Origin of the sequence: Achromobacter denitrificans NBRC 15125, assembly GCF_001571365.1 — a bacterium.
GTDB lineage: Bacteria > Pseudomonadota > Gammaproteobacteria > Burkholderiales > Burkholderiaceae_B > Achromobacter > Achromobacter denitrificans.
Map to the genome: position 1 here is coordinate 137,706 of NZ_BCTQ01000008.1, position 19,813 is coordinate 157,518.

29 protein-coding genes and 1 tRNA gene are annotated in these 19,813 nt (G+C 63.5%); 18 read left to right on the plus strand and 12 right to left on the minus strand.

The window, feature by feature from the left end; translation table 11 throughout:
• Nucleotides 1-62: 62 nt before the first annotated feature.
• A complete protein-coding gene (locus ADE01S_RS31530; protein WP_131828718.1) occupies nucleotides 63-353 on the minus strand; it encodes a hypothetical protein in 291 nt (96 codons plus the stop codon).
• Nucleotides 354-423: 70 nt separating this feature from the next.
• On the opposite strand from ADE01S_RS31530, the gene ADE01S_RS32055 reads away from it, so the two are divergent.
• Together ADE01S_RS32055 and ADE01S_RS09365 are read left to right on the plus strand one after the other, a co-directional pair.
• The gene (locus ADE01S_RS32055; RefSeq protein ID WP_255220860.1) at nucleotides 424-558 is read left to right on the plus strand and encodes a hypothetical protein; all 135 of its coding nucleotides are present in this window, start codon (nucleotides 424-426) and stop codon (nucleotides 556-558) included.
• Nucleotides 548-796: a hypothetical protein gene (locus tag ADE01S_RS09365; protein ID WP_131828719.1), complete on the plus strand. Its 249-nt coding sequence runs from the start codon at nucleotides 548-550 to the stop codon at nucleotides 794-796. Before ADE01S_RS32055 ends, ADE01S_RS09365 begins: the two co-directional genes overlap by 11 nt.
• Before the next feature lie 13 nt (nucleotides 797-809).
• Here the strand turns inward: ADE01S_RS09365 and ADE01S_RS31185 are convergent, their stop codons facing one another.
• On the minus strand, nucleotides 810-1,007 hold the full coding sequence (locus tag ADE01S_RS31185) for a Cro/CI family transcriptional regulator (protein WP_075873259.1): 198 nt from the start codon (nucleotides 1,005-1,007) through the stop codon (nucleotides 810-812).
• 86 nt (nucleotides 1,008-1,093) lie between these two features.
• On the opposite strand from ADE01S_RS31185, the gene ADE01S_RS09370 reads away from it, so the two are divergent.
• Nucleotides 1,094-1,777, plus strand: a complete 684-nt coding sequence (locus ADE01S_RS09370) for a LexA family protein (RefSeq protein WP_062681412.1) — start codon at nucleotides 1,094-1,096, stop codon at nucleotides 1,775-1,777.
• A 540-nt stretch (nucleotides 1,778-2,317) separates the two neighbouring features.
• Nucleotides 2,318-3,259 carry a hypothetical protein gene (locus ADE01S_RS09375; protein ID WP_062681413.1) on the plus strand — a complete coding sequence of 314 codons (942 nt, stop codon included), beginning with the start codon at nucleotides 2,318-2,320 and terminating at the stop codon, nucleotides 3,257-3,259.
• Between the two features lie 160 nt (nucleotides 3,260-3,419).
• Here ADE01S_RS09375 and ADE01S_RS31190 read toward each other — a convergent pair whose 3' ends face one another.
• Nucleotides 3,420-4,340, minus strand: a complete 921-nt coding sequence (locus tag ADE01S_RS31190; RefSeq protein ID WP_131828720.1) for an ABC transporter substrate-binding protein — start codon at nucleotides 4,338-4,340, stop codon at nucleotides 3,420-3,422.
• Between the two features lie 82 nt (nucleotides 4,341-4,422).
• A complete protein-coding gene (locus ADE01S_RS09385) occupies nucleotides 4,423-4,632 on the minus strand; it encodes a cold-shock protein (RefSeq protein WP_062681415.1) in 210 nt (69 codons plus the stop codon).
• Between the two features lie 180 nt (nucleotides 4,633-4,812).
• Here ADE01S_RS09385 and ADE01S_RS32060 point away from each other — a divergent pair, with 180 nt between their 5' ends.
• The gene (locus ADE01S_RS32060; RefSeq protein ID WP_255220861.1) at nucleotides 4,813-4,938 is read left to right on the plus strand and encodes a hypothetical protein; all 126 of its coding nucleotides are present in this window, start codon (nucleotides 4,813-4,815) and stop codon (nucleotides 4,936-4,938) included.
• The gene (locus tag ADE01S_RS09390) at nucleotides 4,935-5,168 is read left to right on the plus strand and encodes a hypothetical protein (RefSeq protein WP_062681416.1); all 234 of its coding nucleotides are present in this window, start codon (nucleotides 4,935-4,937) and stop codon (nucleotides 5,166-5,168) included. Before ADE01S_RS32060 ends, ADE01S_RS09390 begins: the two co-directional genes overlap by 4 nt.
• Nucleotides 5,169-5,194: 26 nt before the next feature.
• On the opposite strand, the gene ADE01S_RS31535 is transcribed toward ADE01S_RS09390, so the two are convergent.
• A complete protein-coding gene (locus ADE01S_RS31535; protein WP_131828721.1) occupies nucleotides 5,195-5,482 on the minus strand; it encodes a hypothetical protein in 288 nt (95 codons plus the stop codon).
• Nucleotides 5,483-5,537: 55 nt separating this feature from the next.
• Between ADE01S_RS31535 and ADE01S_RS09395 the strand changes: the two genes are divergently transcribed.
• The 10 genes from ADE01S_RS09395 to ADE01S_RS09430 all read left to right on the plus strand — a co-directional run bounded on the left by ADE01S_RS09395 (nucleotide 5,538) and on the right by ADE01S_RS09430 (nucleotide 10,794).
• Entirely contained in the window at nucleotides 5,538-6,494 is a 957-nt protein-coding gene (locus ADE01S_RS09395; RefSeq protein ID WP_131828722.1) for a ParB/RepB/Spo0J family partition protein, read from the plus strand.
• Nucleotides 6,491-7,000 (plus strand): hypothetical protein, encoded by a 510-nt coding sequence (locus tag ADE01S_RS09400; protein WP_062681418.1) that lies wholly within the window; start codon nucleotides 6,491-6,493, stop codon nucleotides 6,998-7,000. The genes ADE01S_RS09395 and ADE01S_RS09400 overlap by 4 nt, the downstream gene beginning before the upstream one ends.
• The gene (locus ADE01S_RS09405; protein ID WP_062681419.1) at nucleotides 6,997-7,377 is read left to right on the plus strand and encodes a hypothetical protein; all 381 of its coding nucleotides are present in this window, start codon (nucleotides 6,997-6,999) and stop codon (nucleotides 7,375-7,377) included. Before ADE01S_RS09400 ends, ADE01S_RS09405 begins: the two co-directional genes overlap by 4 nt.
• Nucleotides 7,374-7,754, plus strand: coding sequence for a VVA0879 family protein (locus tag ADE01S_RS09410; protein ID WP_062681420.1), 381 nt, complete (start codon nucleotides 7,374-7,376; stop codon nucleotides 7,752-7,754). The genes ADE01S_RS09405 and ADE01S_RS09410 overlap by 4 nt, the downstream gene beginning before the upstream one ends.
• Nucleotides 7,754-7,999 carry a hypothetical protein gene (locus ADE01S_RS09415; RefSeq protein ID WP_062681421.1) on the plus strand — a complete coding sequence of 82 codons (246 nt, stop codon included), beginning with the start codon at nucleotides 7,754-7,756 and terminating at the stop codon, nucleotides 7,997-7,999. Before ADE01S_RS09410 ends, ADE01S_RS09415 begins: the two co-directional genes overlap by 1 nt.
• Nucleotides 7,996-8,118, plus strand: coding sequence for a hypothetical protein (locus ADE01S_RS32065; RefSeq protein ID WP_255220862.1), 123 nt, complete (start codon nucleotides 7,996-7,998; stop codon nucleotides 8,116-8,118). Before ADE01S_RS09415 ends, ADE01S_RS32065 begins: the two co-directional genes overlap by 4 nt.
• 2 nt (nucleotides 8,119-8,120) lie before the next feature.
• Nucleotides 8,121-8,363, plus strand: coding sequence for a hypothetical protein (locus tag ADE01S_RS09420; protein WP_062681422.1), 243 nt, complete (start codon nucleotides 8,121-8,123; stop codon nucleotides 8,361-8,363).
• 1 nt (nucleotide 8,364) lies between these two features.
• On the plus strand, nucleotides 8,365-9,444 hold the full coding sequence (locus tag ADE01S_RS09425; protein WP_062681423.1) for a hypothetical protein: 1,080 nt from the start codon (nucleotides 8,365-8,367) through the stop codon (nucleotides 9,442-9,444).
• An 88-nt stretch (nucleotides 9,445-9,532) separates the two neighbouring features.
• Entirely contained in the window at nucleotides 9,533-9,754 is a 222-nt protein-coding gene (locus ADE01S_RS32300) for a DUF4224 domain-containing protein (RefSeq protein ID WP_075873261.1), read from the plus strand.
• Complete coding sequence (locus ADE01S_RS09430; RefSeq protein ID WP_062681424.1) at nucleotides 9,754-10,794, plus strand: site-specific integrase; 1,041 nt, start codon at nucleotides 9,754-9,756, stop codon at nucleotides 10,792-10,794. The genes ADE01S_RS32300 and ADE01S_RS09430 overlap by 1 nt, the downstream gene beginning before the upstream one ends.
• An 89-nt stretch (nucleotides 10,795-10,883) precedes the next feature.
• Here ADE01S_RS09430 and ADE01S_RS09435 read toward each other — a convergent pair.
• Nucleotides 10,884-10,959 (minus strand) — tRNA-His (locus tag ADE01S_RS09435).
• Between the two features lie 184 nt (nucleotides 10,960-11,143).
• On the opposite strand from ADE01S_RS09435, the gene cls reads away from it, so the two are divergent.
• On the plus strand, nucleotides 11,144-12,601 hold the full coding sequence (gene cls / locus ADE01S_RS09440; protein WP_062681425.1) for a cardiolipin synthase: 1,458 nt from the start codon (nucleotides 11,144-11,146) through the stop codon (nucleotides 12,599-12,601).
• A gap of 50 nt (nucleotides 12,602-12,651) precedes the next feature.
• Nucleotides 12,652-13,566 carry a LysR family transcriptional regulator gene (locus ADE01S_RS09445; RefSeq protein ID WP_062681426.1) on the plus strand — a complete coding sequence of 305 codons (915 nt, stop codon included), beginning with the start codon at nucleotides 12,652-12,654 and terminating at the stop codon, nucleotides 13,564-13,566.
• 96 nt (nucleotides 13,567-13,662) lie between these two features.
• Here ADE01S_RS09445 and ADE01S_RS09450 read toward each other — a convergent pair whose 3' ends face one another.
• The 6 genes from ADE01S_RS09450 to ADE01S_RS09475 all read right to left on the minus strand — a co-directional run bounded on the left by ADE01S_RS09450 (nucleotide 13,663) and on the right by ADE01S_RS09475 (nucleotide 19,709).
• Entirely contained in the window at nucleotides 13,663-14,049 is a 387-nt protein-coding gene (locus ADE01S_RS09450; protein ID WP_062681427.1) for a type III secretion system chaperone, read from the minus strand.
• Nucleotides 14,050-14,085: 36 nt separating this feature from the next.
• On the minus strand, nucleotides 14,086-14,553 hold the full coding sequence (locus ADE01S_RS09455; protein WP_062681428.1) for a type III secretion system chaperone: 468 nt from the start codon (nucleotides 14,551-14,553) through the stop codon (nucleotides 14,086-14,088).
• A 43-nt stretch (nucleotides 14,554-14,596) separates the two neighbouring features.
• A complete protein-coding gene (locus ADE01S_RS09460) occupies nucleotides 14,597-16,501 on the minus strand; it encodes a hypothetical protein (protein ID WP_131828723.1) in 1,905 nt (634 codons plus the stop codon).
• 231 nt (nucleotides 16,502-16,732) lie between these two features.
• On the minus strand, nucleotides 16,733-17,524 hold the full coding sequence (locus ADE01S_RS09465) for an enoyl-CoA hydratase (RefSeq protein WP_062681430.1): 792 nt from the start codon (nucleotides 17,522-17,524) through the stop codon (nucleotides 16,733-16,735).
• Nucleotides 17,525-17,536: 12 nt separating this feature from the next.
• Entirely contained in the window at nucleotides 17,537-18,508 is a 972-nt protein-coding gene (locus ADE01S_RS09470) for a Bug family tripartite tricarboxylate transporter substrate binding protein (protein WP_062681431.1), read from the minus strand.
• Between the two features lie 19 nt (nucleotides 18,509-18,527).
• Nucleotides 18,528-19,709 (minus strand): CaiB/BaiF CoA transferase family protein, encoded by a 1,182-nt coding sequence (locus ADE01S_RS09475; RefSeq protein WP_062681432.1) that lies wholly within the window; start codon nucleotides 19,707-19,709, stop codon nucleotides 18,528-18,530.
• Nucleotides 19,710-19,813: the final 104 nt, after the last annotated feature.

The following is a 19,813-nucleotide window of genomic DNA, read 5'->3' on the forward strand; positions in this document are numbered from 1 at the left end:
GAAATATCAGGGTTTCGTTCTTGCCGCACCGTCCATAAGATGCGCAGCATGGAAAACATCCTTCAAACGTCGAGTGGGCCGATCTGCACCTTGTCGCCGGGCTTGGCTGGTACCACCGGCTGCGGTATCGGCCGGGCATGCGCCGTCGTGGGCCATCCGCCTCGGTTTTGCAACGTCACCGAACACGCAGGGCTGACCATTCCCCGCAGAGCTCGTGCGAGCCGGCCGTTCTTCCTCAGATCATCTAAAACGATCTGCACGACGACCGCCTGTAGATCGCTAGACTCCGCCGCATGGCGTTGGAATGCCATACGGCGCAGCCATGGCAAGAAGCGGGCGTAGAGGTTATGCATGGGAGGGCTCGCTCCGCGCTTCAATTCCCAGCTCGTTTCGCAGTTCCCGGGGTGTCGGAAAGTGGTTGCCATGACGCAGGACGTGCCGCAGCGCGTCCGCCAATCGGTCGGCATCGCCACACCCGACGGCCTGGAAATACAATTTGGTCGCCCGCTCGCCCATCTGGCGGTGCCCGAAAATTTCGGCGCATCCCATGAGCAATAAAACCGGCACCTCACTATCGAAAGGAAAGCCTTCCATGTTTGATATCCCCCTAAAACAACACTCGACCGAAGAGATTCAGACCGCTATCGCCAAAGCTCTGTCAGAGCTTTGCGGCTCCGCAGTCGAGGTCCGAATCCATGAAATGAACTTTGGCGATGGCGTTGCGTTTTCCACCACGACCAAGATGTCGCTCTCTATCGACAAGACGCTGCCTAAAGAGACGGACCTGCCTTTCTAGGTCTCGGGAGCGGCTATGCATGGGTAGGCTCCGGCTTGCTGCATTCACTTGGAAGCCGCTTCCCAAGTCGAAGTGCGGCGCCGCTGACGCGATCCGCCCGAGTCTGATCCAGCTGCATCGGCCATTGCGAAATGGCGCCCCGCGTGAGCCCGAGGGCGCGCGCCAGGGCCGCGCCACTTCCGAATGCCCGAATCGCCTCTTGTTTAGTCATACGGCTTTTGCTCGATGGTTTGGTTAGTGAACTAGACAAATGATATGGCAAGCACACTAAACATTCAAGCGGTTAATCTACTAAACATGAGCACACTGCAAGAACGCCTTAGAGAGGCGCTCGCCGATTCCCAAATATCTCAATCGGAACTTGCCCGCCGCGTCGGACTGTCGCGAGGGGCGGTTTCGTTTTGGTTTAACGGGGTCACGAAAGAACTGACCGCCGATAACCTTTTGGCGGCGGCGCAAGCTCTGGGAGTGAATCCAATCTGGCTGGGCAGCGGTAAGGGGTCCAAGAAGCCAGGTGCTGCACTCCTGTCACCCGATTTTGATAGCAACGTGGTCCCATCATCCATAGGATCGAGGCGTGTACCACTCATAAACTACGTTCAGGCCGGCGAACTTACTGAGATAGGCGCCGCCTTCTCGGGAGAAGCCTTGGAATACCTGCTAACCGACATGGATCTGTCGGAACACGCATTCGCACTTGAAATTGCGGGAATGTCTATGTTCCCTGACTTCAAGCCGGGGGACCGGATCATCGTGGACCAGGAAGTGTGCCCGCAGCCTGGGGATTTCGTAGTTGCGCGCAATGGCGGCTACGAAGCGACCTTCAAGAAGTACCGCCCCCGTGGCATTGACGACAATGGGAACGACGTGTTTGAACTCGTTCCCCTCAATGAGGACTTCCCGACGCTGTACAGCAGGCAAGAACCGCTCATCATCATTGGCACCATGATGGAACACCGGCGCTACTACCGCCGGGGATAGCAAGCCAGCTATACAAAAACCGACCGCCCAATAGGCGGTTTTTTTTCGCCCTGCGCAGCCGGCTAGACACTTTCAATCCCGCGAATGATTAGTTCACTTGACATTCATTCCGCCTGATATGTATAGTTCACTTAACGCCATGCATATGGCTGCTTCACCCCACGGACCCGCAGCCAGCAGTCAGGGCATCGCCTCAAGCGGGAGACGTTACCGCCACAAAGTCGGAATGGGGAAGGCGAGCACCGCTCTTTAACAACCAGCCGCCGATGTTGCTCGCCCCACCTGTGGGGCGTTCCCCGGCTCAATCGCACCTGCGGGCATGGCCGCAGCTCTGCGCGGTGTCCCTGCCGTATCCAGCCCGACATAGCGCGGTCCACGGGTCAACAGGGTGAGGCGTAGACGGCCAAGAACAGAAACGGTCACGCCGGATGGAATGCCGGCAACCCGATTCCGCTGAAAAGCGGGTTTCGGCCAGCGCTGCGAGTCAGCGCTTACCGAAGCACTCCCCCATCCCAGCGCATGCCCGCGCAAAGGAATCCCATGGAACTAAAAGTTAATATCGACCTGGAAGCAGCCGTCGCACAGGCACTCGCACCCGAAAAGCTCCAGCCCATTCTGGACAAACACATCATCGGCGCCATCACCAGCGCCATTGATGACGCCACGGGCTACCGGAGCACCTTCCGCACCGTTCTCAAGGACCAGCTTGCGGCAGCGATGCCGCACGGCATCGAAATTGCCGATGTCGCGAAGCTCCAGCATGTGTTGAACGAAGTTTTGCGCAACGCGGTTCACGGTCAGAACGCAACCGCCCTCAATACTGCGCTGGAAAAGGCCGCCGCCAGCGTAATGCCCGACATGCCGGCCACGCTGAAGCTATCCCAACTGATGGAGGATGCGCGGCACGGGTTGCACGTCGAGGAACGCGAAGCGTTCTACGCGCTGTTTGAGCAAGAGTACGGGTTCTCGCACCTCTACCTTGACCGCGAGACGAACAAAGGGAGCCGCTACGGCAGCGGGACCAGCGAGACCAAGAAGTACGCCGCAGACTACAGACTTGATTTCGATAAGGAGGGCCGCTGCTACTCGATGAAGCTGGACGGCAAGCAGGTTACGCCTGGGTACCTTCCCAATGCTGTGGGCGGTTTCGAAGGAACCCTGCTCGCCCTCTACGTCGGCCGTACGCGCCTCGAATTCGACATGAACTCGGATGGCGTAGCCTCGGCCGCTTCCGAGCAGTACGACTACGGATCCCGAGACGCCGAAATGCCCATCATCGAGACACACGACGGCATCGGCGGTGCCTACATGTCCGAAACGCCGGGCGGCGTCTTCGGCAACCGGTTGTACTGGGACCGCCGCTACTGGTGCGCTTGGGACAACTGGTCCGATTGGGCCAACCCGGGTCTTTTCAACGCCGTCATGGATGACTACGGCGCCCTGGTGCCGGTCCCTCGCCCTCCCCGCCATATCCCGTACTGAGGAGATGACCATAGACCTGCAACTTATGGCGCGCCGGTATAGGCACTACTGCGACTGGTGCCGACGCAGCGGTTACGCGGCGCTGGATTGGGCGGATTACAAACAACTGAGCGCCCCGCATTACTGCGCCGGGCAAGCGCCCAGGACGATCCTTTTCTAATCAACTATTGACTCGGGCGCGAAGGTGCTCCAAAAGACGTTCGACTGAGCTGGAGTTGATATTAGACCTGAAAACCGAAAGGTATGTCTGTTGCAAATACAAGCCGGCTATCTTCATCTCGACCACTCGCCACTTCCCGTCGATGTAAAGGAGTTGAAGCTCAATCTGGTGCTCGCCGGCCTGCGATTTCGCCGAATAGTAAATGCAGTCCGCCATGTTTAGCCTAAGGCACGTGATCTGTATCACAGTGACGGATCCGGGTTTGCTTCGGAGCATTTCCCCTGTCGCTGCTCCAAATTGCGATGGCAGCACCGCTTCGTAGAAACCTTGCAGCGTCCTCATCACGAACAGGCTGTATAGCTCGATCGCCTCCGCTTGCTGCGATGTGGGCATCGTTCTCCACGCAGGGCCGAAAACAACGCCCGTCATAGTTTCAATCGCTACTAAACGTCGGAATGCAGGCCCCACGCGCTGAGCGAAAGACTGTTTGGTTTCCTTTTGAAGAGAGGCCAGACCAAGAACTGCAGAAGCGACCTTCATTGCATCTGCACCTATCGCTTGAGTCGGCTGAGCGGTTGCGCTACCAAACATTCCGAGCAAGAGAAAAATCAGGCCCGCTCTCCACAGACGTTCTTTCATGGTTGCCCCGCAATTTTTCAATATGTTATCTGCGATCGCTGAACAAGCAACTCGCACAAAAGGCGCAATCCATTCCAATTCGCCCGAAGCTTCGGCATGAGGGGTAGACCGCCGAGAAATCCAGGCGGGCAGTCCGGTGGAAACCCGGCCCCCTTCCCAATCCCCCCACCCCCACGGAGCAATGCCATGCTCGAAGCACTCGTACGCTTCATTGAAGAACTGATCGACGTTTTCAACTTCGGCAACACGATCAGCAAGTAGCTTTCGGTCGCCCAAAGCCAAAGGGCCAAATTCCCTGTTTCAAAGGATTCGGCCCCACTTGCTAGGTGCCAGCTGGCTTGCCTTAGGGCAAGCCAGCCGGTTCTTAAATCGGTTTGATCATTGTCGCCTGAGGACCTTTCTGTCCTTGGCCGGCGACGAACGACACACGCTGGTTCTCTTCAAGAGATTTGTGCCCGCTGCCCTGAATCTCAGAGTAGTGAGCGAAGAGGTCCTTACCGCCCAGCTCCGGCATGATAAAGCCGAAGCCCTTGTCGTTGTTGAACCACTTCACAACACCAGTTTCAATCTTCAATGTAAGTCCTAGATTTTCCAGGGAAAAGTATCCCTATACGCACTATGGGTCATGAGCGGCTACAAAGATATGACCGTTTCTAAATGACACATGTGCCGACCATGCTCAGGGCCGCCTGAAGAGTCGTCAGCAGCCCGTTCACCCATCAAGTGACCTCCGCGCACCTCTGCGCAGATTCCCATGACCTTGACTGAAACCCTCGCCTGGGGCCTGGGCCTGCTCGCGTTCGCGCGGCTGGTGCTGGCGCCCATTGGCGATCACATCGCCCGCCGGCGCGCCTCCCGCGACACCTGGAGCCCGAAGTGAACATCATCAGCGCAAGCGTGCCACCGGTGCGCCATCGTCATCCCATCACGATTAAGCAGGAAGCCCGCACGTTGGGCGCTCTGATCGCCCCGAGCGACCATGCCGGCCAAGGCAATTGGAGCCAAGACGCGGATATCCCCCTGTGGGCTTGGCCCGCCAGCTTGGCGCTGGCCGCGTTCTGCCTTGTAGGACCGCAGATCTTGAGCTGGCTGCTCGGGTACCTCTCCTAAACGTCATGCAGGTCAGGCCGCGTCGGCTATTTCCGCGATTTTTGCGGCATCGCTAAAAACTCAATCAGCTCGCCGTCTGCATCGCAGCCCAGTCCTAAAAGAAAAGTGTGGACATCCACTCCTTGACGAGCGGCTTCTCCTTGTGCTGCTCGCCAGCACTCCACGAGGCGCGCCTCCTCCACACTAACTTTCATTTCGTGAATCGGCTGAGTCGGCCGATCCGCAGCGCTTTCCCCGCACAGGCGGCTTTCGTAGCAAAACCGCTCCAATCCCCTGCGGATAGCCGCGCCAAAACGGCTATTCGAGTCTTCCATTCTGACCTCCATTCCAACGCGAAGAATCTTAGCCCAATCACAAGGTGGCCAAACCATGAACGCTCCCCCCGCATCGTTCAAGACGATGATCAAGGACGGCACGATCAAACGCGCCGATGCAATGAAAGTCCGCTATTCCGATATCCGCGTGAAGGAGGGTTTCAACCTCCGCGACCTGGATGAGGAATACGATGCCGGGATCGAAGCCCTGGCCTCCTACATCCTGAACGGCGGCACGTTCCCCGCCCTCGAAGTCGTTGCCCTGCCGGACGGCTCAGGCGTCGAAGTCGTAGACGGCCATCGGCGATATGACGCGCTCGGCCGTGCGATCCAACGCGGCGCGCCCATTGAATGGGTCTCCGTCGTCGGCTTCCAGGGAAACGAGATAGAGCGCCGCGCGCGCATCTACACCAGCAACGAAGGCGTGAAGCTGCGCCCTCTGGAGGCTGCACGCGGCTTTAAGCGGTTCCGCGGCATGGGGTTGGATACCGAAGAAATCGCGGCTCTCGTCCACCGCAGCCGCCCCCATATCGAAAACTACCTCGTTCTCGCGGACGCCGAGCCGGATGTGCAAGCGCTGGTGCGCGGCGGCACGGTCTCTGCCGAGGTCGCGATAGACGCAGTTCGCCAGCACGGCGCCCAGGCCGGAGAGTTCCTGAGCGGCAAGGTGATCCAGGCCAAGGCCGCCGGCAAATCTAAGGTGACCGCCAGCACCATCCACGGCCGCGCCCTCCCCCGCAAGGTCGTCTCCCCGCTCATCAGCGGCGTCGACACCTTCATCAAGCGACTGGACGCCAACCAGCGCGCCACCCTCTTGGACATCCAGGAAGGCCGCGTAGCAAGCGAAACGATCACCATCCCGGCCGCTGCCCTGCTGGACCTGTTCCAAGCCCACGGCGCCGTCGAAGCCCTCCGCGCCAAACGCGCCGAGAAAGCCGCTAAGGAGGCACAGCAGGCCGCCCCCGATACGCAGGCCCCCATCGACCTTGAAAAAGAGGAAGCCACAGCATGAGCGCCCCCAAATCCCAAACCAGCGCCGACGAAGCCCTCAGCAGCTTCATGGGCGCCGCCTTGGGTTCGCCTGATACCTCCCGGCCTGCCGCGGTGCAGACGCCGCCTTATGGCTCCCCTGACGACGTGGCCCTGCGTATCAGGGACTACATTGGCAGGCATGGGCGCGAGAACACCGCGACACTGCTGCTGTATGAAGCCATGAACGCCCTGCGCCAGCCGGCTCCCGCTGCTGGCGATGCGCTGGCGCTGCCGGAACTCAATGCCGACCTGATCGACATTCTCGGCCGTCCGAACTTCACCTGCATCCGGATTGCGCAACTGCTGCGCCTGTCGGGCGTCGAAATCGACAAGAAGGCAGAAGCCGAACAAGCCACCGTCATCCACTACCTCCTGGGCTTCTACCTGAAGCACGGCAGCCAGTGGGCCGAGAAGGCAGGTGAAGACATTGAACGGCTGCGCCTGGCAGCCATTGCCGCCCAGCGGGGCAACGGGGGTGAGGCATGACAAATGGCCTCGATGTCCTCAATGAGTTCACGAAGGAGGAAATCATCGCCTTCGTGCGTGAAAAGGGGTTCTTCCTGCGCATCAGTCGCCGGGACCTGCTTTTCATCCGCTGGAAGACTGCTAGCGAGAAGCTGATGGCCGACTTCGATGCGGAGCTTGCCCGCTGGGAAACTGACAAACCCGACTTCGCGAAGCGCGACGCACTGGCCGTCCAATGTAACGCGACCACCGACATCCAAGAAAAGATTCGGCTGCTACGCGAGATCGAACCCTACGACAAAGCTCTGCACGACCACCTGATGCGAACAAGAAAGCTGGACGCCCGGCAGAAGGCGGTTGACCGCATGTATCGTGCCATTGAAAGGGAGGCAGCATGAAGCGCATGACCCTCGAAGAGTTTCACGCCGCGTGCAAGGCCCAAGCCAGCAGCAGCGAACTGACGACGGTTAAGTGCCCGATGTGCGGCACGTTGCAGAACGGACTCGACTTCATCGCGGCCGGTGCGGGTAAGGAGTGGGGCGACGTGGCGTGCCATGTCGGCGTTGGCTGCGTGGGGCGCTTCACTGGCGCCGGGTCGCCTCGAAAGGAGCCCGACGGCCAGCCCTGCAACTGGAGCCTGGGCGGCCTGTTCAAGACCCACCGCATGGTGGTGGTGACGCCCGACGGCATCGAGCATCCGCATTTCGAGCTTGCCAGTCCGGAGGAAGCGGCTGCGCATCACGCCGCCCAGGTCCCGCAGCAGGGGGAGACGTGATGCTCACCATCAAAGATAAGCCGGGCCGCATCACCGTCGCCGAAATGCGCAGCTACTTCGAAGGCGCGATCAACAACACGCCGGCACTCAAGGCGAATACGCCACTGGGCGCGATGGAGATAAACGACACCTTCTCCCACTACCTGGACAGCGACACCGACACGATGTGGATCGGCTTCGCACTCGGCATGCGCTGCGCGGAACGCATCGCCGCCGCCCAGCCCATCACCAAGGAAAGGACATGACCTGGACCTATCTCGCCCTCGGCTTTGCCGCTGGGTGCGGCTACAGCACCGCAGTCACTTTCATTCTGGCCTATCTGGACAGGCGAGATGAACTGCGGCGCCAGGGCGCGGAGAAGTGAGCATGGGATACATCAACCCTCTACTGCGTCTCCCCGCAGGGCAGGCGCTCCGACAGCTGCCCAAGGCCGACCGCGAACGCATCGAAGCGGTTATGCGGGAGTTGCGCGACCAGGCCAACACCGAAGCTGAAACGGCTTGGCGCCGGCGCAAAGCGCCTATGGCCGCGTACTGGCGCGCCGTCAGCACCTATGCCCGTCACGTCGCCCACGCGCTCGCGAACCCGACCACCGCGAAGGATCAATGACATGACCAACCAGAACAACGCCGCCCAGGCGGCGCCCCAACAAACTGTCCTGACTCGGGAGCAGATCGGGGAACTCTATAAAGACTGGGTTTGCGTCTTCGGAGTAAGCACCGGCAGCGCCGAGCTTTGTATCCGCGAGATTGAGGCCGCTGTGCTGTCGCAACTGCGCGCCCCTGTAGCCGATGACCTGGTGGCCAGCCTGCACAGTATGGCGTCAGTCGCGCCGACCAGTGAGTGCGAAATCTTGCTCGCTGCGGCAAGCGCCCTGGCAAGCGCCCCGGTTACGCACTATGAATGCGGACGCAGCAACGGCGACGGCACGTATGCGGCCGTGCCTGTGCGCGCCCCTGTAGCCGGGGAGGCGCCGCCGACGGATTGGCAGAATGCATTGCGCATTGCCGAGCTGCCCGAGGCGGATGAGGCGCTGGCTGTCTTCTGCAACGATGGCACCCTGGATAACGCTGTCGGCCTGGTGCAGGCCATTCTAGATGCCGCGCCCCAGGCCAGCGCCGTAGACGGTCTTCCTGCCTGGTGGGAACGGTTCATGAACGAACTGACGCTACGGTCTGAGGACGAGGTTCGCAACGACCTAGCCGGCATCCTGGAAATCTGCGCGCTGGACGCCATCGCCAGTGCCGCGCCCCAGGCCAGCGAGGCGGTTCAAGGCACCGAGCATATGGCGCAGGGACTGGGCGATGTGGTGCTGCCGCGCTTGCCGCCTATCACTCACAAATGGGCGGCGCTCATTTCGGATTCCATGGCCAGGGCTCTGGAAAACTGGGCCCGAGCGTATACCCGAACAGCCATCCTGGCCGACCGCCAGCAACGCGCCGGGAATGCTGACGAGTACGAAAAGATGCGAGACGTGCTCCAGTGGATCGTGGACGATGCGGCGTCAGGTGGAGTGGCGAAGCTACGCCCTCAACAGGAGAAACGCGCCCGCGCCGCCCTGTCCGCGCAACCGGTAGAAGAACCGGCAACTTCTGCGCCCTCACCGGCCGCCAGCCAGCGCCAGGCAATGATTCCAGCCTCGCGGGAAAGCGGCAACTCGCACACCGACGGAGGCGCGGTCTACGAGTGATTAATGAATCACTGAATTCAATTACGCATCATTAATGATGCAATTCATCAAGCGGCCCGCCTAGTGCGGGCTTCGTTTTGGAAGCGATATGGAACTCACCCTATCCGAAGCCGAATTGGAGAGAATCACCGGCTACCGCTACCCAGCTTGGCAGCGGCGATGGCTGAAGGCTCACAAGTGGCGATTCGACCAGGACCGTCTAGGGCGCCCTATCGTCGCCCGAGCCTACTATCTCCAGCGCCAAGGCGTCACAGCCCCCGACGTCAGTACCAGCGCAGAACCTAATTGGGAGGCAGCAGGGATCGCCTAATGGGCAGAATGCGGATTTCAGACAAGCACCTTGCCTTGCGCGTGTATGTCAAGCACGGGCGCTACAAGGACACCTACTACACCATCATCAACCAGAAGTACCACGGGCTGGGCAACGACCGCGCTGCAGCGGAGCGCCTAGCCAAGGAGCTCCAAGGTGGCGGATACGCAAAGGGCTCTATTGCCGATATGTGCAAAGGATTCATTGCGTTCCAGAGAAAGCTGATCGAGAAGGCCGATCCATCAGCCCTTGCTGAGCGCACCGTGGACGACTACGAAGAGGCCTTCGACACGCACCTTTTGCCATTGTTTGGGCACATGAAGCCGCGAGATTTCAAGGCTGCCCACAAAGGTAAGTATTTGGACACCATGCGCGAGAAAGGGCGAGGCGTCAGGGCGAACCGGGAAATGGCTGCTCTTGGGTCAGCGTTCAACTATGGCATCCGCCATGGAATGGCCGACACTAACCCATGCCACGGGGTTAGCCGCAACCCGGAGCGGCCGCGTTCTCGCAAACCGGAAAACGTCGAGGTGAACACCTTCCTAGAGATCGCCAAGGCTCGCGGCGAGGGCAGCTATATGACGGCTCTGATAGGCTTGATGGTGGGCATAACTGGGCGTCGCCGGGCCGAGATCCTGGGCCTGGAGGAATCCTCACTCACGCAGGAAGGGGTGAAGGTACAGGCGGTCAAAATCAAGGCGACCGATGCCTCCCGGGAGTACCTAATAGCGTGGTCCCCACTTCTCAGCAAGCTCCTGGCAGAAGCCGTACGCCTGTCGAAGAAGCACGACACCCCGTATGTGTTTGCAGCCCGTTCAGGCGCCCCCTATACGGATTCCGGCTTCAAGGCGAACTGGTCCAAGATCATGGCCGCCTTCGTGAAAGCGGGAGGGGAACGGTTCACGGCCCACGACCTGCGGGCCATGTACGTAACCGAGATGGTGAGCCGCGATCAAAACCCAGAAACACACAAAAACGCGGCTACGACGCGTCGAGTTTACGACCGCCGCAGGAAGGTGAAGGTAACGCCGACCTTCTAATCAAATTAGAAAGTCTAGGATAAATTAGAAAATAGCAGACCGCAGAAAAGAAAAAAGCCGCTCTAAGCGGCTGATTTCTATGGGATTTTTGGGGTGGCTGATGGGGCTCGAACCCACGACAACCGGAATCACAATCCGGGACTCTACCAACTGAGCTACAGCCACCACTGGTACTGCTTTCTTCGCTGCGCTGCCCTGAAAAGAGCTGGTCATCAACGAAGAGGCCGAATTCTAGCATGTTTTTCAGAAAGGTGTGAAACGAGGCGATGGCGCCCTACTTGCCAGGGCGCGCCGCCTTGATATCCTTGCGCATTGATCCCCTCTGGAGGCTGTCGCTCACGCCATCGCCATGGACCGCATACACGCTATTTTGATCGATTACTGGCCCCATCTTGTATTTGCCATCAGCATCGTGGCCGGGACGGGCGCGGCGGTGCATGCCGCAATGACCAAACAGGACGTGCGGGCGGCCATCGGCTGGGTCGGGGTGGCGCTGTTCTCGCCGTTGTTCGGCGCGCTGTTCTATTTCGTGGCGGGCATCAACCGGATCCGCAAGACGCGGCTGTCGCAGCAGCGCGACGAGGCGATGGTGGTGGATGCGGAGCAGGTCGAGACGGCACCGGTGGACGTGGTGCCGATTTCGGGCCCGCAGTTCGCGTCGCTGAAGGTGCTGGGAGACCGCGTCAGCCGGTTCCGGCTGCTGGGCGGCAATGCGGTGCAGCCGCTGGCCGGCGGCGACGAGGCCTACCCCGCCATGCTGCAGGCGATCCGCGACGCCAGCCATGCCGTGGCGATGCAAAGCTATATCTTCGACAACGACGCCATCGGGCGCGAGATGGCGCAGGCGTTGATCGAGGCGCAGGCGCGCGGCGTGGAGGTGCGGGTGCTGATCGACGCCATCGGCTCGAAGTATTCCCGCCCGCCCATCGTGCGCATGCTGGCCCGCGGCGGCGTGCCGGTGGCCCGTTTCATGACCAACCCGCTGGGGGTGCTGCGCATGCCCTACGCGAATCTGCGCAGCCACCGCAAGGTGCTGGTGATCGACGGGCGCGTGGGCTTCACCGGCGGCATGAACGTGCGGGCGGCCTTCGTCAGCGCCCTGGCCGGCGCCGGGACCAACCGCGATACGCATTTCCGCGTGGAAGGGCCGATCGTGACCCAGTTGATGTCCGTGTTCGCGCACGACTGGAATTTCACCACGCACGAATCGCTGCCCGCCAAGCCCTGGTTCGATCCCAGCGCCCTGCCCCCGAGCGGCGCCGTGCCGATGCGCTGCGTGCCGTCGGGACCGGATCGGGCGCTGGGCAGCTCGCACAATATGCTGTTGGGCGCGCTGGCGGTGGCGCAGCGCCATGTCCGGATCCAGTCGCCCTATTTCCTGCCCGACCAGACGCTGATCGGCGCGCTGGCCACGGCGGCCCGCCGCGGCGTGGTGGTGGATATCGTCATCCCGGGCAAGAACAATCTGCGGCTGGTCGATTACGCGATGACGGCACAGCTGGACCAGGTGGTGCGCACCGGCTGCCGGGTCTGGCGCTCGGGCGGGGCGTTCGACCATTCCAAGCTGATGACCGTGGACGATGCCTGGGCCTACGTGGGCTCGTCCAATCTGGATCCGCGCAGCCTGCGGCTGAATTTCGAGCTGGATACCGAGATCTACGATCCCGGCGTGGCGCGCTGGATCGCGGCGCGGGTCGACGCGCTGATCGGCCAGGCCAAGCGCGAAACGCTGGAAGACCTGCAACAGGCGCCGTTCGCCAAGCGGCTGCGCAACAAGGTGATCTGGCTGGCCACGCCTTATCTGTGACGGCGGGGCGCCGAGTGACGCCGGCGCGCCAACTACGGTAATCTTGGGCGATGCGCTACGAACTTACCGATCTCCGCCTGTTCCTCGCGATCGCCGAGGCCAAGAGCCTGTCCGGCGGCGCCAACGCGGTGCACCTGACCGCCTCCTCGGCCAGCTATCGCCTGAAGAACCTGGAGTTCGCGATGGGCGTGCCGCTGTTCAAGCGGGAGGCGCGCGGCATGGAGCTCACGCCCGAAGGCGACTTCGTGCTCAAGCACGTGCGCTCGCTGCTGGCGGGAGTGGAACGCATGCACGGCGAAGTCAGCGGCTTCGCCAGCGGGCTGAAGGGCAGCGTCAAGCTGTTCGCCAACAGCAGTTCGCTCAACGGATTCATCGTTCCCAGCCTGAGCCGCTTCCTGTCGGCCAATCCCAACGTCAATATCCTGCTCGAAGAGCGGTCCAGCAATACCATCGAGGCGGCCATCGCCGGCCAGGAGGCCGATATCGGCATCTTCGCGGGCCGGGCCGAATCCGCCGGCGTCAACGCCACGCGCTACGCGGTCGATGAGCTGATCATCGCGGCGCCCTTGAACCATCCCGTGGTGGAGAGTTCGCCGGTGCGCTTCCCGGCCGTGCTGGACCTGGATTTCGTTTGCATGAGCCGCAGCAGCAGCAACTACGTTTTCCTGCGCGACATGGCCAAGCTGGCCGGCAAGACGCCCAAGGTGCGCATCCACGTGCATACTTTCGACGCGGTGCTGTCCATGGTGGAGGCGGGCGTGGGCGTGTCCCTGGTGCCGCGCAGCGTGGCCGCCAGCGCGCTGCGCGAAGAGCGGATCGCGGCCGTGGCCTTGAGCGAACCCTGGGCGCTGCGCGAACTCACGCTCGTCACCCAGGCCGGCGTGCCGCCCTCGCCCTTCGTGGAGCAGGTCGCCGAATACCTGCTCGACGATCCCATCGTGGCGGCCACCCGCGAGCCGGACTGAGCGTTCGCCAGGGCCAGCCGTTCGAGCGCCCGAGCAAGCCCTAGCGCCCACCCCCACGCAAGCCCTGATGCTCAATCCCCGCGCAAACCAGGCCGGTCAAACGCCCACGCAGGCCTGCGCCGCCGTCACGGTGCGTCCGATGGCGCGCTCCAGCCTGTCGGCCGTGAGCCCGTAGGCGGGCAGGCGGCGCCACAGCACCAGGCCGCCCGTCCGCGGGTCGATGCCGGCGGCGGCGCCGCCCAGGTTCTGCCCGAGGTAGGCGTCGCCCAGCAGTTCGACGGCGGACTCCCCGTCCAGCGCGGCGGCTTCGGCGCCCACGGGGGCCAATAGCACCACCTCTTCTTCCGCGCCGTCCCAGGCCAGTATCACGGCCTGTTCAGGCTGCGGCATCAGCACGCAGTGTTCGTCGTGGAGTTCGGCGGGAGGCAGGCCGGCCCGCGTGCAGTATGCGTTGACCAGCGCGAGGAAGGTGTCGATGTTCATGGGCGGATTGTGCGGCGAGGATAAGGGCCGGAGGTATCAGGCAAAACTGGCCGGGATGAAGGCCGGCTCGGGCTGGGCGGCGGGCGGGGCCGCGCCGTCAGGCTGCGACAGGTCCAGCCGGGCGCGCCAGCTCACCGCGGCGTCGCTGAAGGCGTGGAGCCGTCCGGTCAGGGCGGCGCCGTCGAGTTCGGCCAGGTCCAGGCGCAGCATCAACATCGCATGGTGACGCGTCTCGTCCAGCGCGAGCGCGCCGCCCGCGACCGAACGCCAGGAGGTGTTCCCGGCCAGCATCATGGGATAGACGCGGGCGCGCGCTTCCTGGGCAACGGGGCCCAGATCCGCGGCCAGCACCAGGACCTGCGCATCGTCTTCGACGAAATACTGCAAGAGCAGGACGATGCCGTCGACGAGCAGCGCGCCCGCGCCCTGCTCGTCGAACAGCGTATCGTCCCGGCCCAGGGCCTTGGCCATGGCGGAGAGTTTGGCGGGCAGAGTCGGGGGCATGGCGGATTTCCTTTGGGTGCGGGACGGGCGAAGCCGGAGCGGTTCAGTGCTTGTGGTTGAGGATGGACGTGGACGAAAGCAGCCCGCCGAACTGCGTCACCAGGCCCACCGGCACGCGCAGCGAGACCTCCTTGCCGTTGGCGGAAGTCGCGAGCGCCGCTCCCCCCTGCGCCGCAAGCGGCCCGAGGTAGGCCTGCAGCGCCTGCCGCATCTTGGCGACGTCGCCCTTCGAGGCGGAGCACGTGAACAGCAGGTCGTTGGTGCCGGCCTCCTGGCGGATATGCCATTCCTTGCGCTTGGCCGGATCGGCGATCATCGGATGCCGCAGCTCGATGCCGTGCTCGGTCCTGGCGACGGTGGGCGAGGTGAATTTTTCCAGGCCGTCGAGCAGATTCAGGGAGACGTCGCGCAGGCCGGCATGCAGGGCATCGGTAGGCGGGACGCCAAAATCGAAATTGTCCACGTCCAGCCGTTCCTGGAATATCTGCAGGATGTCGTCGCGGCGCCCTTCGTACTGCGCCTTGAGGCCCTGGATGTGCTGGTCGAAATCGGCGGCCGCGGGCCGGCCGTTGCCGAACTGCTGGGAATACAGGTCGAACAGGCGGGTGTCGGCGCCGGATTCCTTCAAGCGGGCGATCTGGCGCACGCCTTCCATCTTCTCGGAGAGCGGGGTCTGATCGAACATGGAGAAATTCTTGTACCCCTGGGAGGCGAGCACCCCGGGCTGCTTGAACGAGAAATCCGAATTGATGTCGCCGCGCCGCCCCAGCAGGCCGCTCTCCAGCGCATGGCCGGGATCGATCCCCACGAAGGTATTGCCGACGTATCCCTTGTTGCCGCCCTTGGAGCCGAGCGCATCGCGATCGGCCATCAAGAGCAGCAGGATCTTGTTGCGGCCCAGCTCATTCATGCTGGAGTCCAGTACCGGCGGCCCGCTGAAGACGCCGGGCGCGTCGCCCTGTGCCTGCGTATTGCGCACCAGCACGCCATCCTTCAGATAACGCTCGCCGCGCAAGGGCTTGCCGTCGAAGTCGCTGAAGGAGTTTCCGTTCGCGCCGTCCACGTGCGTGCCGTCCAGCATGAGCTTGGGCGTGCCGTCCGCGTATTGGCCTTCCACGATCTTGAGCTTCTGGCTCTGGATGCCCAGGCTGCGCATCAGGTCGTTGGCCAGCGCCTCGCGCACCGCCCCTTCGTTGCGGTCCTTGGCGGTAGCGCCCGTGTACCAGCGGTGCAGCGCGCCTTTCGACTTGTCGAGGGGAATCTGGTACTTGTCCCCGGACTTGTCGGCTTCGTAGTAATCCAGCTTGATGTAGTGGTTCTTGTTGAACTTCGGCTGGACGTCCATGACGCCCTGGCGCAGCCGGCCCAGCATTTCGGTGGCCTGTCCGGCACGCGCCTGGTCGGCCATCTGCGCGCTGCCGACAAAGGCCTCCTGCACCATGTCGGCGATCATCGCGCTCCGGAAGCCGATGTCCAGGGCCACGCCCCCCCGCAAGGTCGCCAATACGTTCAGCTCGCCCGTGTCATCGTCGGGCTGCAGCAAGTCCTGGGCCGATTGGGCATGGGGCGACGTCGATCCGGCGATGGCCCCCAGCACCCGCTGAAGCATGGCTTCCAGGGCTTGATCGCTCGGGCCGCCTAGCGCGGGCTGCGGGTCGAGCCAACGGGTCGTCAGTTGATGCGCAAGCGTATTGAACTTGTGCTGCGGGTTCTGCAACTTGGCCTCGTCGCCGGGAGTCCAGTCGCGCTTGGCGATGAAACCCGGCTCCACCCCCTTCGCCTTGTCGCCCAGGACGCGGTATCCGGCCACGTTGGCCTGGATGGCATTCCCATTGACCGGGGCGTAGCGTTGACCGAACTGGGGAACGGGAGCGTTCTGGGCCTGGGCCAGGACGCGGCTCAGCCCCTGGCCGATCACCGCGGCGAAATGCTGGAACTGATTTCCCATGCGGGCGAGCAAATTCGTTTGCAGTTGGCCCGATGTTCCCTGCACTTGCGTGACCATGGCGTTCCCGTGAATCGATGTTCGAAGGGCGGCGGACCGGGATGGCCCGCCAGGTTCACGGTCTGAGTAACAGCCTCCCGGCGAAAGTTCCACCGGCGGGCAAAGCCTGTTTCGACCCGGCGCCGCATCCTGCCTCATGCGGGCCGGGGACCTGCCCAGGTTTCCGGGGACGGGTCAGCTTCTGGCGCGGCGCTTGCTTTCCAGGAATTCGTTCATGAACTTCTGGGGTTCGCCGGTATTGAAGGCCGCCCCGAATTCCGCGACGCTGTCCTCGATCGCCTCGTCCACCGACATCGTCTCCCAGCGGCGCAGCAGCTTCTTCTGCTGGCGCAGCGCCGCCGGGCCCAGCGCGGCGAACCCCTCGGCCAGCTTGCGCACGGCGTCGTCCAGTTCGGCCTTGGGCACCGCGGCGTTGACCAGGCCCCATTCCCGGGCGAGGCGGGCGTCGATCAGCTCACCGGTCAGCAACATCCAGGCGCTGTTGGCGGCGCCGATCAGCGGCGGCATGAGCGCGGCGTGGATCACGGAGGGAATGCCCACCTTCACCTCGGGCATGCCGAACTGCGCGTCGTCGGCGCTGATGCGCAGGTCGCAGGCCAGGGCGAATTCGAGGCCGCCGCCCAGGCACCAGCCCGGGATGCGCGCAATGACCGGCACGGGGAAATGCCGGACCGCGTTGCACAGGTCGCGCAGGTTGGAGATGAAGCGCCGGGCCTTGGGCTCGTCCAGCGCGGCCATTTCCGCGATGTCGGCCCCGGCCACGAAGGCCCGGTCGCTGGCGCCGCGCAGCACCAGCACGCGCACCGAGTCGTCCTCGCGCAATCGGGCCAGCGCTTCCCGCAGGCCATCGATCACCGGCGTGCTCAGGATGTTCAGGACGCCAGCGTCCTCCATGGTCAGGGTGGCGATGCCGGATGCGTCGATCTCGGCGCGGGCATGGGAAACGGCAAAGGTCTTGATGCTCATGAGGGTTCCTTGTTACTGCATTTTCTCGAACTTGATGTCTTCGACCACCGTCTTCCAATGGCCGTAGGACCGGGCGATCAACGCCCCGAATTCTTCACGCGACATCGGGCTGGGCACGGCGCCCTGCTTCTCGATGGATTCCACCGTGGCGGGATCGGCCAGCGCTTCGCGCACCGCCGCGTTCAGCTTGTCGAGCACCGCGGCCGGCGTGCCGGCGGGCGCGGCGAGGCCGAACCAGGACGGATTGTTCATGGCCGGCAAGCCGGCCTCGGCATAGGTCGGCACGTCGGGCAGCACCTTGAGCCGCTGCCTGGCCGCCACGGCGAGCGGGCGGATGCGCTCGCCCTGGATCAGCGGGTAGGAGGACGGGATGTTGTCGAACACCACCTGCACTTGGCCGGCCACCAGATCGTTGAGAGCGGGTCCCAGGCCCTTGTAGGGAACGTGCAGCATGCGGGTGCCGGTCGTCTTCAGGAACAGCTCGCCGTTCATGTGGCTCAGCCCGCCGTTGCCGGACGATCCGAAGGCGTACTTGTCCGGCTCGGCCTTCAAGAGCCGCAAGAATGCGGCCAGGTCCCGGGCGGGCACCGAGGGATTCACGACCAGCACGTTGGGGACGTCGGCCAGGTTGCTGATGGGCGCGAAGTCCTTGATGGGGTCGTAGGCGCTCCTGGCGTAGACGTTGGGATTGACGGCGTGTGAACTCTCCACCGCCATGACCAGGGTGTAGCCGTCGGCGGGCTGCTTCGCGGCATAGGCCGAGCCGATGCAGCCGCCGGCGCCGGGACGATTCTCGACGACGACGGACTGCCCGAGCCGCTCGCCGAGCCTGGCGCCGACCACGCGGGCGATGATGTCCGTGGTGCCGCCGACCGCGTAGGGCACGACCAGGCGGATGGGCCGGTCGGGATACTCGGCGGCGGCCACGGCCGGCAGGACGGCGCAGGCGCAGATCGCCGCGAGGTGGAAGCGTAGGGATTTCATTGTTGTCTCCTCGGATGAATCACAAAGTCGCGGTGTCGGCGAGCACAACTTGCGTATGCTCGCCCAGCAGCGGCGGGGCCGCGCCCAGCGCCTCGGGCGGGCTGCCCGCCAGCAAGGGGTTGCGCACCAGGCGTAGCTCGCCCAGCACCGGATGCCTGGTGGTCTGCAGCAGGCCGCGGTGCTGGACCTGGGGATGCGCGAACACCTCGTCCAGCGTGTGGATCGGGCCCCACGGCACGCCCGCGGCGTCGAAGGCGTCGGTCCAGCGCTGGCGCGGAGCGCCCGCCAGGGTGCCGGCGATCAGCGGCCGCAGACTGTCCATGTGCGCCAGGCGCGCGCTATTGGTGGCGTAGCGCGCGTCGGCCGCCCATTCCGGGTGCCCGGCCACGCCGCTGAAGCGCGCGAACTGGCCGTCGTTGCCGATGGCCAGGATGAGGTGGCCGTCGGCGCAGGCGAAGACCTCGTACGGCGCGCAGTTGGGATGGGCGTTGCCGCTGCGCTTGGGCGCCTCGCCCGACACCAGGTAATTGGCGCCCTGGTTCGCGTTCAGCGCCACCGCCACGTCCAGCAGGCAGATGTCCAGCGGCATGCCGCGTCCGGTCTGGTCGCGCTGGCGCAGGGCCGCCAGCACCGCCGACGTGGCGTACATGCCGGTCATCAGGTCCACCACCGCGACGCCGGTGCGCAAGGGGCCCGCGCCGGGCGTGCCGTCGGGCTGCCCGGTATAGCTCATCAGCCCGCCCATGCCCTGGAACACGTAGTCGTATCCCGGCTTGCCGGCCATGGGGCCGGACTGGCCGTAGCCCGTGATGGAGAGGTAGACGAGGCGCGGATTGACGCTCGCGAGCGAGTCATAGTCCAGCCCGTATTTGCGCAGGCCGCCGGCCTTGTAGTTCTCGACCAGCACGTCCGCGTCGGCGACCAGTTCGCGCACGCGGGCCGCGCCCGCTTCGGTGGAGAAGTCGATGGCGACGGATTGCTTGCCGCGGTTGCAGGCCATGAAGTAGGCCGACATCGACGCGCCGCCGTCGGCCGCGCGCAGGTCAGGGGGGCCCCAGCCGCGGGTATCGTCGCCGCGCTCGGGGTGTTCCACCTTGATGACCTGCGCGCCAAGGTCGGACAGATTCTGCGTGCACCAGGGACCCGCGAGAATGCGCGAAAGGTCCACGACTTTTACGCCGCGCAAGGCATTGTGAAGCATAGTGTCTCCGTGATTCAGACGATCCGGAAAATTATGCAGGCCGACTCGCGCGGCGAGGAGTCGAATGTTTCGAACGCTGCGTTCGCGCGCATTCAATCGGCCGG

Coding starts and splice junctions, on each gene's coding strand:
- ADE01S_RS31530 (WP_131828718.1), bottom strand. CDS start 353: ATGCATAACCTCTACGCCCGCTTCTTGCCATGGCTGCGCCGTATGGCA.
- ADE01S_RS32055 (WP_255220860.1), top strand. CDS start 424: ATGACGCAGGACGTGCCGCAGCGCGTCCGCCAATCGGTCGGCATCGCC.
- ADE01S_RS09365 (WP_131828719.1), top strand. CDS start 548: ATGAGCAATAAAACCGGCACCTCACTATCGAAAGGAAAGCCTTCCATG.
- ADE01S_RS31185 (WP_075873259.1), bottom strand. CDS start 1,007: ATGACTAAACAAGAGGCGATTCGGGCATTCGGAAGTGGCGCGGCCCTG.
- ADE01S_RS09370 (WP_062681412.1), top strand. CDS start 1,094: ATGAGCACACTGCAAGAACGCCTTAGAGAGGCGCTCGCCGATTCCCAA.
- ADE01S_RS09375 (WP_062681413.1), top strand. CDS start 2,318: ATGGAACTAAAAGTTAATATCGACCTGGAAGCAGCCGTCGCACAGGCA.
- ADE01S_RS32060 (WP_255220861.1), top strand. CDS start 4,813: ATGACCTTGACTGAAACCCTCGCCTGGGGCCTGGGCCTGCTCGCGTTC.
- ADE01S_RS31535 (WP_131828721.1), bottom strand. CDS start 5,482: ATGGAAGACTCGAATAGCCGTTTTGGCGCGGCTATCCGCAGGGGATTG.
- ADE01S_RS09395 (WP_131828722.1), top strand. CDS start 5,538: ATGAACGCTCCCCCCGCATCGTTCAAGACGATGATCAAGGACGGCACG.
- ADE01S_RS09400 (WP_062681418.1), top strand. CDS start 6,491: ATGAGCGCCCCCAAATCCCAAACCAGCGCCGACGAAGCCCTCAGCAGC.
- ADE01S_RS09405 (WP_062681419.1), top strand. CDS start 6,997: ATGACAAATGGCCTCGATGTCCTCAATGAGTTCACGAAGGAGGAAATC.
- ADE01S_RS09410 (WP_062681420.1), top strand. CDS start 7,374: ATGAAGCGCATGACCCTCGAAGAGTTTCACGCCGCGTGCAAGGCCCAA.
- ADE01S_RS09415 (WP_062681421.1), top strand. CDS start 7,754: ATGCTCACCATCAAAGATAAGCCGGGCCGCATCACCGTCGCCGAAATG.
- ADE01S_RS32065 (WP_255220862.1), top strand. CDS start 7,996: ATGACCTGGACCTATCTCGCCCTCGGCTTTGCCGCTGGGTGCGGCTAC.
- ADE01S_RS09420 (WP_062681422.1), top strand. CDS start 8,121: ATGGGATACATCAACCCTCTACTGCGTCTCCCCGCAGGGCAGGCGCTC.
- ADE01S_RS09425 (WP_062681423.1), top strand. CDS start 8,365: ATGACCAACCAGAACAACGCCGCCCAGGCGGCGCCCCAACAAACTGTC.
- ADE01S_RS32300 (WP_075873261.1), top strand. CDS start 9,533: ATGGAACTCACCCTATCCGAAGCCGAATTGGAGAGAATCACCGGCTAC.
- ADE01S_RS09430 (WP_062681424.1), top strand. CDS start 9,754: ATGGGCAGAATGCGGATTTCAGACAAGCACCTTGCCTTGCGCGTGTAT.
- cls (WP_062681425.1), top strand. CDS start 11,144: ATGGACCGCATACACGCTATTTTGATCGATTACTGGCCCCATCTTGTA.
- ADE01S_RS09445 (WP_062681426.1), top strand. CDS start 12,652: ATGCGCTACGAACTTACCGATCTCCGCCTGTTCCTCGCGATCGCCGAG.
- ADE01S_RS09450 (WP_062681427.1), bottom strand. CDS start 14,049: ATGAACATCGACACCTTCCTCGCGCTGGTCAACGCATACTGCACGCGG.
- ADE01S_RS09455 (WP_062681428.1), bottom strand. CDS start 14,553: ATGCCCCCGACTCTGCCCGCCAAACTCTCCGCCATGGCCAAGGCCCTG.
- ADE01S_RS09460 (WP_131828723.1), bottom strand. CDS start 16,501: ATGGGAAATCAGTTCCAGCATTTCGCCGCGGTGATCGGCCAGGGGCTG.
- ADE01S_RS09465 (WP_062681430.1), bottom strand. CDS start 17,524: ATGAGCATCAAGACCTTTGCCGTTTCCCATGCCCGCGCCGAGATCGAC.
- ADE01S_RS09470 (WP_062681431.1), bottom strand. CDS start 18,508: ATGAAATCCCTACGCTTCCACCTCGCGGCGATCTGCGCCTGCGCCGTC.
- ADE01S_RS09475 (WP_062681432.1), bottom strand. CDS start 19,709: ATGCTTCACAATGCCTTGCGCGGCGTAAAAGTCGTGGACCTTTCGCGC.